This window comes from Arthrobacter sp. HLT1-20 (assembly GCF_054510895.1).
On record NZ_JBTNDR010000003.1, the window covers coordinates 78111 to 93178 of the forward strand.

At 59.1% G+C, this 15068-nt stretch carries 17 protein-coding genes and 1 pseudogene; 6 read left to right on the forward strand and 12 right to left on the reverse strand.

Annotation, left to right across the window (positions count from 1 at the left end):
• Nucleotides 1-33 precede the first annotated feature (33 nt).
• From ACX80Q_RS02870 to ACX80Q_RS02880, 3 genes are all read left to right on the forward strand, one after another.
• A complete protein-coding gene (locus tag ACX80Q_RS02870; RefSeq protein ID WP_459329005.1) occupies nucleotides 34-273 on the forward strand; it encodes an FAD-dependent monooxygenase in 240 nt (79 codons plus the stop codon).
• The gene (locus ACX80Q_RS02875; RefSeq protein WP_459329108.1) at nucleotides 254-637 is read left to right on the forward strand and encodes an FAD-dependent monooxygenase; all 384 of its coding nucleotides are present in this window, start codon (nucleotides 254-256) and stop codon (nucleotides 635-637) included. Before ACX80Q_RS02870 ends, ACX80Q_RS02875 begins: the two co-directional genes overlap by 20 nt.
• 214 nt (nucleotides 638-851) lie before the next feature.
• The gene (locus ACX80Q_RS02880) at nucleotides 852-1109 is read left to right on the forward strand and encodes a hypothetical protein (protein WP_459329006.1); all 258 of its coding nucleotides are present in this window, start codon (nucleotides 852-854) and stop codon (nucleotides 1107-1109) included.
• A gap of 222 nt (nucleotides 1110-1331) precedes the next feature.
• Here ACX80Q_RS02880 and ACX80Q_RS02885 read toward each other — a convergent pair whose 3' ends face one another.
• The 5 genes from ACX80Q_RS02885 to ACX80Q_RS02905 form a co-directional block, all read right to left on the reverse strand.
• Nucleotides 1332-2183, reverse strand: coding sequence for a class I SAM-dependent methyltransferase (locus ACX80Q_RS02885; RefSeq protein ID WP_459329007.1), 852 nt, complete (start codon nucleotides 2181-2183; stop codon nucleotides 1332-1334).
• A 338-nt stretch (nucleotides 2184-2521) separates the two neighbouring features.
• A complete protein-coding gene (locus ACX80Q_RS02890) occupies nucleotides 2522-2938 on the reverse strand; it encodes a GNAT family N-acetyltransferase (protein ID WP_459329008.1) in 417 nt (138 codons plus the stop codon).
• Nucleotides 2939-3019: 81 nt separating this feature from the next.
• A complete protein-coding gene (locus ACX80Q_RS02895; RefSeq protein WP_459329009.1) occupies nucleotides 3020-3328 on the reverse strand; it encodes a hypothetical protein in 309 nt (102 codons plus the stop codon).
• Nucleotides 3329-3569: 241 nt separating this feature from the next.
• Complete coding sequence (locus ACX80Q_RS02900; protein ID WP_459329010.1) at nucleotides 3570-3827, reverse strand: type II toxin-antitoxin system RelE family toxin; 258 nt, start codon at nucleotides 3825-3827, stop codon at nucleotides 3570-3572.
• Nucleotides 3824-4072 carry a type II toxin-antitoxin system Phd/YefM family antitoxin gene (locus ACX80Q_RS02905; RefSeq protein WP_459329011.1) on the reverse strand — a complete coding sequence of 83 codons (249 nt, stop codon included), beginning with the start codon at nucleotides 4070-4072 and terminating at the stop codon, nucleotides 3824-3826. The genes ACX80Q_RS02900 and ACX80Q_RS02905 overlap by 4 nt, the downstream gene beginning before the upstream one ends.
• A gap of 184 nt (nucleotides 4073-4256) precedes the next feature.
• On the opposite strand from ACX80Q_RS02905, the gene ACX80Q_RS02910 reads away from it, so the two are divergent.
• The gene (locus ACX80Q_RS02910) at nucleotides 4257-5066 is read left to right on the forward strand and encodes an aminoglycoside phosphotransferase family protein (RefSeq protein WP_459329012.1); all 810 of its coding nucleotides are present in this window, start codon (nucleotides 4257-4259) and stop codon (nucleotides 5064-5066) included.
• Nucleotides 5067-5218: 152 nt separating this feature from the next.
• On the opposite strand, the gene ACX80Q_RS02915 is transcribed toward ACX80Q_RS02910, so the two are convergent.
• The 4 genes from ACX80Q_RS02915 to ACX80Q_RS02930 form a co-directional block, all read right to left on the reverse strand.
• Nucleotides 5219-6103, reverse strand: a complete 885-nt coding sequence (locus ACX80Q_RS02915; RefSeq protein WP_459329013.1) for a hypothetical protein — start codon at nucleotides 6101-6103, stop codon at nucleotides 5219-5221.
• Nucleotides 6104-6143: 40 nt separating this feature from the next.
• Complete coding sequence (locus tag ACX80Q_RS02920; RefSeq protein ID WP_459329014.1) at nucleotides 6144-6794, reverse strand: response regulator; 651 nt, start codon at nucleotides 6792-6794, stop codon at nucleotides 6144-6146.
• A complete protein-coding gene (locus ACX80Q_RS02925) occupies nucleotides 6791-7900 on the reverse strand; it encodes a sensor histidine kinase (RefSeq protein ID WP_459329015.1) in 1110 nt (369 codons plus the stop codon). The genes ACX80Q_RS02920 and ACX80Q_RS02925 overlap by 4 nt, the downstream gene beginning before the upstream one ends.
• 342 nt (nucleotides 7901-8242) lie before the next feature.
• Nucleotides 8243-9394, reverse strand: a complete 1152-nt coding sequence (locus ACX80Q_RS02930) for a GlxA family transcriptional regulator (RefSeq protein WP_459329016.1) — start codon at nucleotides 9392-9394, stop codon at nucleotides 8243-8245.
• Here ACX80Q_RS02930 and ACX80Q_RS02935 point away from each other — a divergent pair.
• Nucleotides 9393-10622, forward strand: coding sequence for an MFS transporter (locus ACX80Q_RS02935; RefSeq protein WP_459329017.1), 1230 nt, complete (start codon nucleotides 9393-9395; stop codon nucleotides 10620-10622). The genes ACX80Q_RS02930 and ACX80Q_RS02935 overlap by 2 nt on opposite strands.
• Before the next feature lie 410 nt (nucleotides 10623-11032).
• On the opposite strand, the gene ACX80Q_RS02940 is transcribed toward ACX80Q_RS02935, so the two are convergent.
• Nucleotides 11033-11893, reverse strand: a complete 861-nt coding sequence (locus tag ACX80Q_RS02940; RefSeq protein WP_459329018.1) for a hypothetical protein — start codon at nucleotides 11891-11893, stop codon at nucleotides 11033-11035.
• Nucleotides 11894-12383: 490 nt separating this feature from the next.
• On the opposite strand from ACX80Q_RS02940, the pseudogene ACX80Q_RS02945 reads away from it, so the two are divergent.
• Nucleotides 12384-12824 (forward strand): annotated as a pseudogene (locus ACX80Q_RS02945) (recombinase family protein); the annotation flags it as partial.
• 380 nt (nucleotides 12825-13204) lie between these two features.
• Here ACX80Q_RS02945 and ACX80Q_RS02950 read toward each other — a convergent pair.
• Together ACX80Q_RS02950 and ACX80Q_RS02955 are read right to left on the reverse strand one after the other, a co-directional pair.
• Complete coding sequence (locus ACX80Q_RS02950) at nucleotides 13205-14209, reverse strand: S66 family peptidase (protein ID WP_459329019.1); 1005 nt, start codon at nucleotides 14207-14209, stop codon at nucleotides 13205-13207.
• Between the two features lie 47 nt (nucleotides 14210-14256).
• Nucleotides 14257-14904, reverse strand: coding sequence for a hypothetical protein (locus ACX80Q_RS02955; protein WP_459329020.1), 648 nt, complete (start codon nucleotides 14902-14904; stop codon nucleotides 14257-14259).
• Nucleotides 14905-15068 lie beyond the last annotated feature (164 nt).

Genomic DNA, 15068 nt, shown 5'->3' on the forward strand with positions numbered 1-15068 from the left:
TGACGTGATCATTTCCGGCGGCGGGCCACCGCGATGATGCTGGCCAGCGAGTTGCGGCTCCACCAGGTAGACGTGCTGGTGCTCGAGGTTTCGGCGGAGCCGAGCCAGGCGGTCCGCTCGCTGGGACTGCACCCGCGCAGCATCGAGATCATGGACCAGCGTGGTCTGCTGGGCATCCCGCACCCTGTCACCGACCGCCTGCGCTCGTCCCGGCTGGTGGGGTGCGACGGCGGCCACCGTGGCCGAGGGCCATGTGGTTCCACCCACCCTTGAAGAGTTCCAGGCTCCATTGATCGCCCACGCCGGCACCGACTTTGGGGCCCGCTCACCACGTTCGCTAACTCGCTTCAGCGACGCCGCCCGGCTGGCCGAGCGGTACAGGGACGGCCGGGTTATTCTCGCTGGCGATGCGGCACGCGTCCACCCGCCGCGGTCAATGGATGGGCCTCGGAACGGCTGTTGGATAGTTACCAGGATGAGCGAGGTGATGGATTTGCCGGACGTCAGCCGCTTCCTTGCTGAGAAGACCAGCGGCACCGGAATCCGTTATGACTTTGGAGCAGGGCCGGAGCTGCTCCGTTGTGTACCCCGGTGGTTCGGAGCCGCTTCGGAAGTTGGCCGGGACGCATCTACTTAGCGCTGGCTAACCGTTCAGTCAGGTGTCCTACCTCGTCGTAGCTGGATCAGGTCCTGGAACCCAGTAGCACCGCGCAGCGGATCCTTTTGGTTCGTGTCAAGGCGCTTGGGTGTTCCGTTGGCGGCCCCCTGCGGACACATCCTTGTAACATCAGCGTTCGGCTAGCATTCAAGGACAGTGAGTGGGCTACAACCATTCCTAAATTGGGGGAACAATGCAGATCAAAGTAATTGCAGTAGCCGCATGGGTCATGACTGGCCTCATCGGCGTACTTGGGTTGAATGCTGCCACCACCATTTGGTTCTACATGGAGCCGGTGGTCGATACCGTTCCGGACCCCGCTAGCTACTATGTTGCCGTCACCGTAGGATTGCTGGCACTGCTCTTGAGTCTGGCTGTCAGTCTCGGCGCTACGATCCATGTAACCCGATGCGAAGCCATCCCCAATGCGCAATCAGCCCAATGTCACTGATCCCAGGCTGTCCCGACGGGCGAACGGCTTACGGGACTTCCAAGCGACAATCCGGGCATCTACCTACGGGACGACGAAACTGGTCCGGCAGCGAAGAAGAACGCTTGCAGGTTTCGGATTCGGAATCGTATTGCCCGTGGTTTCGACGTGGTCACGCTAGTTGTAACGACGGTGCTTGCGCCTTGCACGGCGAAGCACCGGGCTGTGCCCAGCCTGTTTCGTCTATTTGCTCGGTTTCCGGGCGACGATCGTGTACGTGCAAGGCACAAGATCACGTTCGGATTCCGGCCACGCGAAGCCGTCCGAGACTTCGACCATGCGGGAGCTGAACTTCCATGGAAGCGTCGCGCCCTCGTCGAGACGAAGGATCTGCAGCCCTACCCCGATGAGGGAGTTGAGGATTTCGGAGAGGGGATGGGCCCACTGGAACGTTCGGGCGTGGGCCACTTTGCCGTCTCCCGCGTAGGTGGACTCGTCGTCCCACACCTGTGCCTGGCCGTTGCCAAAGTATGGGTATCGAAGCCGCAGTCCGTCGGCATGCTCATCAATGGCATAGAGGGAAGGATGCCCGTCACGGATGTAAAACGTCCCTCCGGCTCGCAGGAGTCCCGCCACTTGGGCCGCCCAGCGGTCCAGGTTGGGAAGCCAATTAATGGTTCCTATGCTGGTGTAAACGAGGTCGAAGTCGCCATCCACGGCGGCACGGGCGTCGAGAACGTCGGTCTCGACCCACCTCGCTTCGAGCCCCAGACGATCCGCCAGCCCGGCTGCTGATTCCAGGGCGGAAGGTGAAAAGTCGACGCCGGTGACCCTAGCCCCTGCCCGGGCCATTGACAGCGTGTCCGTCCCGATGTGGCACTGGAGATGGCACACGTCCAAACCCGAGACCGTGCCGTCCGGCAGGAAAGGCGCGAGTGCTGCCAAGTCGGATCGGACGACTTCGGTCAGATGGTCGGGATCGTCCAACTCGCTGATCGCGTACGCCGCTTCGTGCAAGGGGACCCGGTCCTCCCAGTTGTCGAGGTTGCTCGCGCGCGCAGATTCCCAGTCGATTGAAATTTGACTATCACTCATGGTGTTCGATTCTATGCCCAAGTCAGCAGCGATTGTTTTCCAACTATCAGATTGTCAGGGAGTCAATTCCTTGCAGTGTCCGGTAGAGCGTTCCTTGATCAGACGCCTCTCTGGCCCAGGTCTTCGCCGGCTGCGAGAATCATTTTCCGACGGCGAACGCATTGATTGTCCACAGTACTCTGCACTGAGCTAGCGCGCCCGGAGAAGGAACCTTCTGCGGGACACCTGCCGCTGGGAGAAGTCTGACTCCCGCTGCCGATCAGGTTCTTCTTCATTGCGTAGTTGGTCAACTGCACACCGACCATCACAGGATGTTGTTTTGCTTCGACGACGAATCCTTAGCGCTCGAAGAAGGGGCGGGCCGTAAGACTGACATCGGCGGTCAGCTCTGCCAGGCGCTCTGCGCGCGCGTGGGCCTTCACCTGGGCAAGCAGGTGGCGCGCTACCCCGAGCCGCAGGAAGCGCGGGGACACGAACGTCATGTCAATACACCCTTGCGAATCTACGTCGGAGAAGCCTGCTGGTTCCCCGTCCACGGTCGCCACGTAACTGTTCCGCGCGTTCATCGCGGCATGCCAGGTGGATAGTTCTCCCGCTTCTGGCCGTGCCCACGCCTGGATCTGCTCCGGCGAGTAATCGGCGGCAGCGGTCTCGGTCACTGCGGCAGGGAATATCGCCATGGTGTCTGCAGCATCCGCGAGACGGTAGGAGCGAATGGCAACTACTGGCACATTGAGGTTTATTTTCAAGTCCACAGAACTAGCATCCCACTTTGACTGACGATGACCACCCGGCGCTTATCGTGCCCTTAGTCGAACCTTTGGCGGGCGCCGATTCTACTCGTCGTACTCCACATCAGCGAAAGCTCTGACTTCTTCGCGAAGTTGCTCCGCGATGCTGGCACCTTCCGCATTCCATGCCGATTCGTTTTCAGGCGAACTCCAGCCACTCTCATATAGTTTCTCGGCATCCCAGACGTCGTACCAAGTGCGCAGCCGATGAGTGAGGTTCTGGGACAGCCGAAAGCCTGCGGGATCCATTGTGTATTTGGTCGGTCGCTCGGCGGTGCAGTTCTCCCACAGTGGCCACTGATGGCCACAGTCAGGAAACAGGCGAATGATGCGACGGGCGGAGTTCTCTGACATGACCGAACCCTAACTCGGTTTCACCCTTATAAGGGAGGACCCGGAAGAAGACGGCAATGCCCTGCCAGCCGTTGACCAGGTGACGGCGGATGAGTTCGTCACAGGAGTTCCTGGCCTGCCCCATCCAATTTCGGACGTGATCCGTGTGTACAAGCATCGAGCCCTGGACGATTAGTCATACCGTTGGAGGGACGCTCTACAGACACCGGGGGTGACCAAAGAAGCGGATGCATGGGGGCAGTCAGCGTTCGTAGACGTTGCTTCGATGACCGAGGGAGATTACTGCGACAACGAGGATGTTGTCGTCAACCGTGTAGACGATGCGGTAGTCCCCTATACGAACTCTGAGGCCGGGATGCCCTTGGACGGCTTTGGCGCCGGGTGGCCGTGGATCCTCCCCGAGAAGCGCAATCGCTCCACGAATGCGGTCGCGATCCTGATGGTCAATTCGTTTCAAAGCGCGAACTGCGGCAGGTCGCAACTCGACTTGGTAGGTCATACCCAGCCCAGATCGGCTTTCACCTGAGCCCAAGGGATATTGGGGCCTTCCTCTGTCATCGCCTCGTCGAACGCGGCGATATCTTCGACTTCTTCCAGAGCTTCCAGCATCCGCTCGTAGCGCTCAGGGCTGACAACCACGGCGGCCCGCTGACCGCGGCGCTCAATGAACACCGCTTCGGTTTTAGAGCGATCGATGACGTCTGAAAAGTGGTTGCGTGCGTCTGCGACACTGACTATGGACATGGACTTATTGTACATCCTATCCCTTGAAATGTACATGAATCAGATTCTTTGATAGGGGGAAGTCATGCTGATCGCGATACTCGCTGAAGTAACGGCATATGGGACAGGAGTGGTTCCTCTGCGTGGTGCGTCGTCATCGTGGGGTCAAGGGGCCTCTGAATGTCAGTCCGATACGATCGTATTCATGGATTGGGTTGCGGGGACAGTGATGGCTTACGTTGACCGGTGGGGTATCCAGCCATGCGGCGAAACGGTGACCACATCTTCGAGCTGGTTAGTTCGCGGTCGCTGGCATAATCGAGAAGTTATGCTCAAGGTGGCTCGTGTCGCCGAGGAAGCCCGCGGTGGCCGCGTCCTGGCCTGGTGGGCAGGCTCTGCCGCGGCTGACGTGTATGAGCTCAGCGACCAGGCAGTCTTGATGAACAGGGCGGACCGGCAGCGGGATCTGGCCGACATGTGCCAGGCAGGTCGTGATGATGAAGTCACTCACATCCTTTGCGAAACCGTCGCCGCCCTCCACGATGTGCCCGCCCATTTAACTGCACCTGCTGATCTCGTGCCATTGTCCCTGTGGTTTCAAGATCTCATCTCGCCAGATGATGCGCGGCCTCATACAGGCTCCATTGCGCGGGCGGCAACGATGGCCCGGGAGTTGGTTCAGGCAAAAACGGGGACAGAGGAACACAGGGTTCTGCACGGGGACGTCCACCACGGCAATGTTCTTGATTTCCAGGGCCGTTGGCGTGCGATTGATCCAAAGGGCTTATTCGGCCACCGCGCATTCGACTATGCCAATATATTCTGCAACCCAACCACAGATGTGGCACTGTCCCATTTCAATCGCCGCCTGAACATCGTCAGCGAACACTCCGGATTCGACATCGATACGGTGCGGTCGTGGGTCATCGCGTGGTGTGCTCTTTCGGTCACATGGACCGACCAAAGCGGTGGCCAGCCATGGACGGCCCACGCCATTTTGAGCGAGTTTGCCTAGCCCGGAACAGGTACGTTCCGAACGCTGAGACGCGTCCCGCAGCGGAACCTTGAACGGGACAGTCGGCGGGCTTTCAAGTTGTTGGTGAGATTCTGGCGCAGAGTTTGAACTTCGAGGTCTGTGCGGGGCGGTGACGCCTGGCAGCCTTGGGCCTAGCTTGTTTTGGAGGCAGCTAGTGTTGCCGAGTTTGTTGCTGCAGCTTTCAGGATGTCAGCGATGCGTTGGAACTGGGAGTCCTGCTGTTGGACCAGGGTCGTGACGTACTTATCTAGGATCGTATCCAAAGTGTTGTGCAGCTTTGTCTGGTCGCGGCAGATAGCGTCGGTCACGGCTATTTCTCGTTCCTTTTGGCCGCCGGCAGTGGTTCCTGCGTTGACTGCCTGCCAGGGCCCTTCGAAAGCGGAATATGGGGTTTTCGCCATGCAGTCCTTCCACCCCTTGATGGCTTGGGTAACATCTGGATCCGTTGCAGCGGCGTGGCTGGCGGGCGCGAGGATATTCATGGCTGCTGCGGTTGCCAATCCGTAGTTTTCGGTGTTTCCGTAGATGGTCTTGGCGGCTTGGAGTTTGCAGCCGCCCAGGAATGTGAATGGTCCCGTGGTGCCGGCCCGGACTAGTTGGCGGGTGGCTTCGGTGCCGTTGAGGGCTTCGAGGAAGGACGGGTTGGCGAACAGGTCACCCTCAGGGGTGCCGGGTCCCGGTTCGCCAGGGCCTTGAGCCTGCACTGATGAGTAGCCGCTGTTCTGGGCCGTGGCCAGATCCAGTCGGCCGATGCCCATGGCCCCGTTGAGATCAACAGCGGCTCCTTCGGGTGCGGGTGTGTAGTCGAATCCGGCAGATACAAGGCACTCATGAATGGCTTGGCTGTACCCTGCCTGGGCGATGGTGCCCGAGTTTAGCAATGCCTCTGTGCTGTTGGTGATGCCGGCGATTGGCGCGGGAGATGCGGTGATGCCGGGTCCGGGGATAGCGGAAGCGCCGATGACGGCTGCGGTTCCAACGGCCAGAACGGCCAGGGAGATGATGCGCTTATTCATGGTGACTCCTGGTGCTCGGTGATGCTCGGCGGAATGGTTGTTAGGTCAGTAGACCGTTTTGGTGGGCGAAGGCCACCAGTTGAATGCGGTTCTTGATTTGGAGTTTTGACAGGATGGAGCCCACATGGGACTTCACGGTGGCCTCACTGAGGAATAGGTTCGCGGCGATTTCGGCATTGGACAGGCCTGTGGAGGCTAGCCCGAAGACGTCTTTCTCCCGTTCGGAGAGGACGTCAATGGCTGCAGGGTTTCCCTGATTGGGGCTGGTGTAGTCGCGTAGGAGTTCGTTGGTGATTGATGGTGCGATCACTGAATGACCCGAATGGACTGTTCGAATGGCCGCTAACAGGAACTCTGGCGTTGCGTCCTTGGTCAGGAATCCCGCTGCCCCGGCTTGGATGGCACGGACTACTGCTTCGTCGTGTTGGATGGTGGTGAGGACAATGACTTTGGTCCTTGAGGATGACTTGGAGATGCGAGCTGTCGCTGTGATTCCGTCCATCACGGGCATCCGGATATCCATCAACATGACATCCGGTGCCGAGTCCTCCGCGAGCTGGACCGCGGCTTCGCCATCGGTGGCTTCACCAATGAAATCAATGTCGGCTTGGCTGCGCAGGATCATTTTCAGGCCCGCACTGAACAGCGGCTGGTCATCGACCAGGGCGACACGAATGGTTGGTGTGCTCATGAGTGATTCCGTTCAAGGAGTGGTGCACCGATGGAGGCGCTGACAATAAAGTGGGTGTCGGTGGAGAAGGCGTTCAGCCAGCCACCGCTGGCGTTGGCACGGGCAGCCATTCCGAGAATGCCCCGTCCGGAACCGGTACCCGATGCGCTGGCTGCGTTGCCCGAAGGCTGCGCTGCATCGGCTGGGAGTGTTGATTCAATACGCACGATGACACCGCCGGGATGCCAATTCAAACCGACGTCGGCCCCGGCGTCACGGTCTCCGTGTTTGAAGGCGTTAGTCAGGCTTTCCTGCACGACCCTGTGGACGGCAGGCCCATGCGGTTGGACCAGCTTGTCGGGGCTGCCCTCTTCTGAAAGGCGGACGGTCATGCCGGATCTGGTTAGTCGTTGTGCCAACAGTGCAATGCCGCTTGTTACTGCAGCGAGGGACAGATCAGGTTTGGTGTCTTCAATCAATCGTCGGGTTTCCACTAAGGCGCTCCGTGCGGCTTCGGCGATGACCGTGGCGGCGGCTTCCACTGATTCTGGTTCGGTGCGGTGGATGTAGCGGATTCCTTCAGCTTGAGCGATCACGACAGCCAGGGAGTGAGCCAAAACGTCATGCAGCTCAGCAGCTATTCGACTTCTCTCCTGTTCCACAGCTAGAGCCGTGGCCGTCTCACGAAGTCGGGCTTCAGCTCGCAATTGGGCTCGGCGGCTGGCCGAGGTGGCGCTGACAGCAACAGCCAAGGCCCATGCCCCCAGGTTGATGGCGGCAAAAGCTCCCATAATCAACAGGCACACCGTGAGGCTACGAATCATGCCGCGCCCGTAAAGGTGCGTGCCGAAAATGAAGTTGATCCACGGCCCGTCTTGAAACCACGACGCGGTGGCAGTGGCCGCCAACAGAACAGCCGACACCGGGGCGACCCATCGGAGTGGACCGCGATACCCCAGTGTGGCGAAAAAGACCACAAACGGCACTGCACAGTACGGCAGTACACCGGCCACGAGAATCGAGGGGAATACGCCAGCGGCCTGGGCAACTAATGCGCAGCTAGCAAACGCAAGTGCCACGAATGGGATCGTGTCCGCCACGGCAATGGCCAGCGCAAGAGCGAGCAACAGCGCACTGTTGGCATTGAATTGCCGGTCTTCAAGGACCGACAGCCAAAGCACTAGGGCGGCAGCGCAGCATGGCGCGGCCAGGAACCTGAGGCGAGGACGAAAGCGGAGGATGCTGGGCATAGCTTCACACTATGTGTCGGGGTGACTTCAAATGCACTGAAACCGTGCAAGTTCCACACTTCGGATGACTAAGTTCAGACTTGCTGATGAGGACCAATCATCAGGGGAGACTGCATGAGCGGAGGGCAAGTGACTCGAGTCTTTCGGCGGCCCCGAGAATCCACCGACCAGCCAAAATACTGTTCAACTCGCCCCGAGTGCTGGCCCTCACATATCCTGCTAGACCACCACGGAGAACTGACCATATGCGGAACCTACTGCGGGACTATTCGGGTGGGTGTGTGCTGTTGCCTCACTGTCAGGGTGCATCTCGGGGCCTTCGTTGAAGGCGTGTCGGTATTGGCTGGGGGTGAGGGACGTAGTCTTCTTGAAAATTTGGCGGAAGTTGGCTCCTGTTCCCAGTCCGACTGAGGCTGCGATCCGGTCGATGGGGGCTGCCGTTGTTTCCAGTAGCTCTTTGGCTCGTTCGACGCGTTGCAGCGCGAGCCATTTCATGGGGGTGGTTCCTGCATGGGTGATAAATCTGCGGGAGAGTGTTCTTTCGCTGAGTGCTGTCGCGGCGCTGATGTCCGCGATGGTGACGGCTTCGTGCATGTGCTGGGTTGCCCATTCCATGGCGGCTGCGACGTCGGTTGGTTGGTCCGAGTTGCCGTACATGCTCCGGTGTTCAATGAATTGTGATTGGCTGCCTTCGCGGCGAGGCGCTGAAACTATAGATCGGGCTGTCTGGTTTCCCTGGGCGGCGCCCCAGTCGCTCCGAACCAGGTGGAGGCAGAGGTCGATTCCTGCTGCGACACCGGCTGATGTGAGCACTTGGCCGTTGTCAACGAAGAGAACATTTTCATCCACGGTGATTTGCGGATAGAGACTGGCCAAATCGGCAGTGGAACCCCAATGGGTGGTGGCAGAGAGCCCGTCCAGGATTCCGGCCTGGGCCAGTGCAAAGGCGCCCGTACAGATCGAAACCATCCTCGCCCCTCGTTGATGGGCTTCGACCAGTGCATCCAGGACATCGTCCGGGAGCGGATCCCGGGACCTGGTGAATCCGGGAACGATCACCGTGTCTGCTTCACCGAGCAGGTCAAGCCCCCTGTCCGGGACCACTGAAAACCCGCCCGACGCTGGGACCGCCTGCCCGCCTGGGGAACACGTGGCCACGTCGTAGAGGTGTGGTGAGTTCCTTCCGAAGATTTGGATGGGAATGCCAAAATCCAGTGCAAGGACCTCCGGCAGTGCTAGGACCGCGACCTTGATCCGACCAAGGTCTTTCGCGGGATCAGCACTGTTTCTGATCAAAATGTCTGGATTCTTGTGCATAATGGCTATCCAGCCACTGGTGGGCTCGTTTGCCCAATGGAATTGTGGATTCATGACCACACCACCTCTACGCTTTCGTAACCTACTGATCCGCCTCATCGCCGCCCAGGCCTGCTACTACATGATTGTCAGCATCGAGCTGACCCTTACCGGATTGGTGGGAATGTCTCTGACGCCCATCCCGGCATTGATGACTCTTCCCTTGAGTCTGATTGTTGTGGTCGGAACGGCCTGCTCGTTCCTTGCCGGTCATGCGGCCTCCCGATTTGGGTACCGGCCAGTCATGATCGTTGGGGCGCTCGCGGCAATTATTGGCGGGGTACTTTCGGCGATCGCCGTCGCCTCGCACTCATTCACCCTGTTTTGCGTGGGGGCTGCCTTGACCGGCGGATACAGGGCCGTGGGCGGGTTTCTGCGCTTTGTCGCCTCAGAATATGCTCCACCGACCAAGCGTGAACGCGCGTTAGCGCTGGTGATGTACGGTGGGATCATTGCAGCGGCACTGGGGCCCTTCGCCGCCATCGCCGCCGCACAAGTAGGCGGGCAGCCTTATGTGGGGTCCTGCCTGCTAATAGGACTCCTGGGAGTTCTCGCGCTTATCCTTGCCGCGTCCATGCCACCAGCAACTGGCGCCGTCGTCGAATACAAACAGCCGGCGATCCAGATTCGAGAACGTGTCGCCAATCCGCAGTTTCAACAGGCAGTTCTTGTCTTGGCCGGTTCCGGTCTCGTCATGACGCTCCTCATGGCCGCAGGCCCGCTGGCGAACAACCATGCAGGCCACGGCTCTGCCATGGGAGCAACAATGATCCAATGGCACCTCATAGGCATGTTCGCCCCGTCCGCGCTCAGCGCACTATTTCTCAAGAGGTTTGGAACGCTCATGACCAACGTCGTCGGGTGTTTCATTATGGCCAGTGCGTGCGTCATAGGCATGATCTCGAGCACTGGATGGGCCATGACAGCAACAATGATGCTTGTTGGGGTTGGCTGGAACGTTCTATTTGTTGCCGGATCGGCACTGCTGCTCCAGTCCTATCCCCAAGGGCGGGGAGCGAAACTTCAAGGCTTCACTGACGGAACCACCGCCGCCATCTCAGCAACAGGGTCTTTCGCAGCCGCCTCGCTACTTCAAGTCCTGGGCTGGAGCGGCATCAATATCTTGTCACTCGCCACAACCGTGGGCCTCCTGCTCCTAGTCGTCCGGTTGACTATCCGAGCCAGCAGATACAGTTCTCCCGGGCCAATGCAATCGTCGTCCTTAGTCACAGTCGACAGCTAGGAACACTGAACCTAGTTCCGCCAACAATCCGCAATATTCGCGCCACTTTGGGTTCTAGCTCCCAGTCTGTCATCAGCAACTACTTAAGAGCCCAGTTTGGGGAACCCTCTGCGGGACGGCTACTCGAAGTAGATTGGCCATTGCTGTGACCACGATGCCGGGTCGTGAGACGCCAGCGGCTTACTGTCCGTTGGCGTCAATTTCACGCACGCGTACGCGAACAAGATCTTCGACCAGGCGGTTCGTGCGGTTCAGCGCACGGGGTTCGTGCGAGAGAGAGCCAGCGGTCGCGCGGCCTCGGTGGGTGCCTCCATCCTAGAGAGAATCGGAAGACCGGGGATAGGAACGCAAGCACCGCAGCAACGATGCGGTGCGGTATCGACACGGTCACCGATGGGCGCCGGAACTCTCTAGTGGGATCGTCTGGCTGCGCTAGTTGTGCAGCGGTCTAGAAAGTACAGGAAGCGTTCTACGGTCACGCCTTCTAGGGTGAGCCCGAATCTTGTCCTTGACCCGCTCGTCAGTTTTTTCGCCAAGGTTTCATCACTGGGGGAGGCATTCAGGATGTACTGTGCGAAATCAGGAGTGAGGTACTTCAAGTGCTCGGTACGGTAGGCGATCTCATCGCCGGCTGCGTATCCGGTCGACTGCACGAATTTCACGGCGTATCCGTATTCCGCCGCGTGTAAGGCTTGGGCGACGAGCAGCAATCTTTCGACAGCCGGCTTGGTGTACCTGCAGTTAGCCGCCTCGGTGAGACCGATCGGGGCCTCTAGGTTCAGAGCAGCCCAAGCGAGCTGAATGATTTCCGTCATTGAAGGTTGGAAGGTGATGAAGTCGCGAATATACCTTTCATCGGAGTAGCGGTGGTGAAACGTCCGTATGAACTCTTCGAGGCCGCGAGGATACGGCTCCACTGGCATCTGGGGATCCCCGAGGTTGCTTCGGAGACCGTGCGCCTTCGCGAATGGACCATCACGGTCCAGGTCATTCACGAAAGTGTGGAGAACATCCATTGAGAAAGTTGAGAAGTATTCAATTCCAACTTCTAGTCGTTCCCGTTCCCACTCCTGTCGACTTCTGAGCCAAACTTCGGCCTTGCGATAATGCTGCTCCGTTAGTCCCAGTTCGGCTCGGCGGCTCGGAGGAATCGCGGCTCGACCTTCGGCATCGAAACGAGCCTTCGCTTCTACCCGCAGTTGGAAGTCCCGTCGAGCGCGTTCAGCGAGGTCAGCAAGTATGTCGTCCGAGCCACATGAAAAATTCCCCATAGGAATAAAATAACAAGCGGGCGCGAGGCTACCGTGCACTGGCTGCGTGGCGCTAGGGCATATATTCAAGAGCTGCCCCCGAACAATACGCTGCTTACCTCGTCAACTCCGATGGTTTCGAAAATAGTTCGAGTTGCCACTACCTGGCGGCTGGATGGGACGCCGTACCGCCAACCGATCCTGCGAATTAACCGCCATCGTTCACAGCCGCAGTTTCAACAATCGTCATCGGAATCACCTAACCGCCAAACCGAGCTGCGAATGAACCGCAATTCCGAACTAGCAGTCACAGACGAATCAGTCTGATCATCCCGAATTGGCTGCGGCCGGATAAAACTTCTGCGTTGTCCCGTAAGCCGGTCGTTCACCGGAGCGTGTGCAGACGACTTCTGAAATTCTCGAAAATACGTCTTTCCGAAGGCCTCAAATACCCGTATACCGTGCCCGCAATTAAGCCCGGTGTTATTCCGATATCGGAATAACACCGGGCGATGCAAAGGGCATAGTTGATGAACTCACCCGTCGCGAGGTCAGGCTCAGCATCGGGGGCTCCACCCACGACCCCGCCCATCCCGTGGGCCGGCTCCCTTTCAATGTTCTGGCCATGGTTGCCGAATTTATGGCAGACCTGATCCGGGCACGAACTCGTGAGGAGCTGGCTGTCGCCAAAGCAAGGGGCAAGTTGCGCGGAAAGCAGCTCAAGCTCTCCAAGGCACAGGAGAAACACTTGGTTTCTGTTCACCGAGCGGGAACACACACGACTGTTGAAATTGCCGAACGTTTCGGCGTAGCCCGTTCCACCGTCTACTGTGCCATCAAACGCGGCGGCGAAGCCGCCGCTTGGATCCACAGAATTTCACCGTCCATGCCGCACTCAACACCGGAACGTCCTGAGCGTGAATTTCCGTACCGATCTACCGGACCCCGATAACTCCGACTATCATCACGTGCACATACTCGCAGCTGGCAATGACCTTGGCCAGCGTGCAAGGAGCCTGCCCCGGATAGTTGATGCCTGCCAAGATTCCCAGCGACTCTCGACGCCCTTCACCATGGGCGTTGGATGAAGGCCCTGGTGGATTGCTGAAGTTAGCCAGGCAACGGTTGCAACCATCCCGGACGCTTTCCGTTCCACTGTTACGTGAACGAACCCCGGTGGCACATCGCCAATTCTGGCGCATGCTCCACTGGCAGCGGTTCCAGGCGAAGACGGCCCGAAATGATGGGTTCAATCTTTGGCCAATTCATTGTTCTGGTACTCCACTCCTATTGCCCGCATGTGGAACCTCCGACCTCCAATGCCTGCTGCCCTTAGCTGATTGCAGCCGGCCCGGTCGCGTTGATGCGGAGCCTATTGCTTGGCCCGACGGTCAGCTCGGCTTGCCCACCAATGGGCAGCGTCATGAGCGGCGATGTGTGCCCGAAGTCCGCGTTGGCTAGGACGGGGACACCGTTGAGGCCCGGCTGGGTGCGGATGATTTGATCCAGAAGCTCGCGGGTCATCCGGCTTGCCTGTTGGAAACGACCAATGACCAGTCCTGTGATACCACTGGCGTCAGGCACCTGCAGGAGAGAGGTCAGGTCACGAGCGAATGTCGCCGGATGACTTTCGTAGTCGTCCTCAACGAAGAGCATCGCACCATCCAGTGCAGGCATGTGGGGCGTCGCCTGCAGCAGATTGAGCGTGCACAGATTGCCGCCGACGATGCGGCCGGACGCCGCGCCCGGCTGAAGCCCCCACCAACCGTCGTTGGCGAGAGGATTGCGGTTGTTCTGGTCAAGGAACCAGTCGTCGTCGGTCCATACCGTGGCGGGTTTCAGGTCCATGGCTTGATTGCCAAGGAGGGTATCAGCGAACCATTGTTGCGTTTGTTCGAAATGGTCCCGCATCCCAAAGCTGGACCAGTGTGGTCCGGAATACGTTACCAGTCCGGTGTGGGCGAGGATGGCGTTCTGGAGCGCTGTGATATCGGAGTAGCCGCAGAAGATCTTTGGATGTGCAGCGATCAGGTCCCAGTCCAGATGCGGAAGGAGTTCATTGCTGTTAAAACCACCAATCACTGACAGGATGCCTGCCACCTCTGGGTCCGCGAAGGCCTCGTGAATGTCGGAGACCCTGGACTCAATCGAGGAAGAGTCAAAGCCGTCGCGTTCATCGATGCGCGAACCGTAGGAGATTCGCAGACGCATCTGGGCGAACCGCTGTTCGATCAGGTTGCTGTGATCATGTTCGGCAACCATGGCCCGGCTTCGGGCAGGCGCTATAACGCGGATCAAATCGTCGGGCTTGAGCTTCGCAGGAAACGTGATGTTCATATCAAGGACGCTACTGGAAACGTCGCAGCTATTTCCACCGGTGTCCGCTATCTGCCCTCAGCCACCGCCTCAACGACGGCTTGGAATGCCGGGCTCACCTGGATTGTCAGGCCACCATCTTCTGTCATGTGCGTGAGCTGCTCGTAGCCCCTGCCGTTCCACCAGAAGACGTGCGGACTGATCGGCCCTGCTGAATCGCTGTATCCCAGTGCGGTGAAATGGGCCATGGCGTTTACCGCTGCGACGACGGTGGCGTCCTTGATGATGTGCCAAACAACTTGATGTCGATTCGGGATGCTCATGAGCCAGCCGAAGTCTTCCCGGACGGACTGACCTGTGCGTTCGGAGGGCTTCCCAGCCGCCGAACTTGTCTGCGTGGCCACGTTCGCTGGGGCAAGGTTGTCGAACGGATCGGGCGCATTGAAGCTGGCCAGCACTCGTTGAAGATGCTTCCGGATCACACCCCGCCAAGCACGCCGTGGCCGTTCGTGGCAGGCAGCGGCGACATTCCAGAAACCGAAACGGCGTCCGGATGCATCGACGGCATGGCCGGGGTGCATGGTGACGTCGAGCCCTAGCTCGGCGAAAACCTCGTGCACGGTTTCTCTACATTCATTCGCGCCCGATTCGGTGAAAAATGTGAGCTCCGAATCGGGTGCCTCTGGTGCGGCAGTCTTCCTCTTGAAAATGGCCACGACACACCGCTTCGTTGGGGCGGTCAATCGAACGGAGTCGGGAGTGGCCGCCTGATCAAATCCTCGGTAATTTCAGGGTCCATGGATGAGGATCGAAGCAGAACCCGTTCTGCGATTCTTCCTCAATCCGGTTGTGGCGCATGCCGCGACGCCCCCGTCTTGCC

Coding starts and splice junctions, on each gene's coding strand:
- ACX80Q_RS02880 (WP_459329006.1), top strand. CDS start 852: ATGCAGATCAAAGTAATTGCAGTAGCCGCATGGGTCATGACTGGCCTC.
- ACX80Q_RS02870 (WP_459329005.1), top strand. CDS start 34: ATGATGCTGGCCAGCGAGTTGCGGCTCCACCAGGTAGACGTGCTGGTG.
- ACX80Q_RS02920 (WP_459329014.1), bottom strand. CDS start 6,794: ATGAGCACACCAACCATTCGTGTCGCCCTGGTCGATGACCAGCCGCTG.
- ACX80Q_RS02935 (WP_459329017.1), top strand. CDS start 9,393: ATGACCACACCACCTCTACGCTTTCGTAACCTACTGATCCGCCTCATC.
- ACX80Q_RS02885 (WP_459329007.1), bottom strand. CDS start 2,183: ATGAGTGATAGTCAAATTTCAATCGACTGGGAATCTGCGCGCGCGAGC.
- ACX80Q_RS02910 (WP_459329012.1), top strand. CDS start 4,257: ATGGATTGGGTTGCGGGGACAGTGATGGCTTACGTTGACCGGTGGGGT.
- ACX80Q_RS02930 (WP_459329016.1), bottom strand. CDS start 9,394: ATGAATCCACAATTCCATTGGGCAAACGAGCCCACCAGTGGCTGGATA.
- ACX80Q_RS02900 (WP_459329010.1), bottom strand. CDS start 3,827: ATGACCTACCAAGTCGAGTTGCGACCTGCCGCAGTTCGCGCTTTGAAA.
- ACX80Q_RS02950 (WP_459329019.1), bottom strand. CDS start 14,209: ATGAACATCACGTTTCCTGCGAAGCTCAAGCCCGACGATTTGATCCGC.
- ACX80Q_RS02905 (WP_459329011.1), bottom strand. CDS start 4,072: ATGTCCATAGTCAGTGTCGCAGACGCACGCAACCACTTTTCAGACGTC.
- ACX80Q_RS02915 (WP_459329013.1), bottom strand. CDS start 6,103: ATGAATAAGCGCATCATCTCCCTGGCCGTTCTGGCCGTTGGAACCGCA.
- ACX80Q_RS02940 (WP_459329018.1), bottom strand. CDS start 11,893: ATGGGGAATTTTTCATGTGGCTCGGACGACATACTTGCTGACCTCGCT.
- ACX80Q_RS02895 (WP_459329009.1), bottom strand. CDS start 3,328: ATGTCAGAGAACTCCGCCCGTCGCATCATTCGCCTGTTTCCTGACTGT.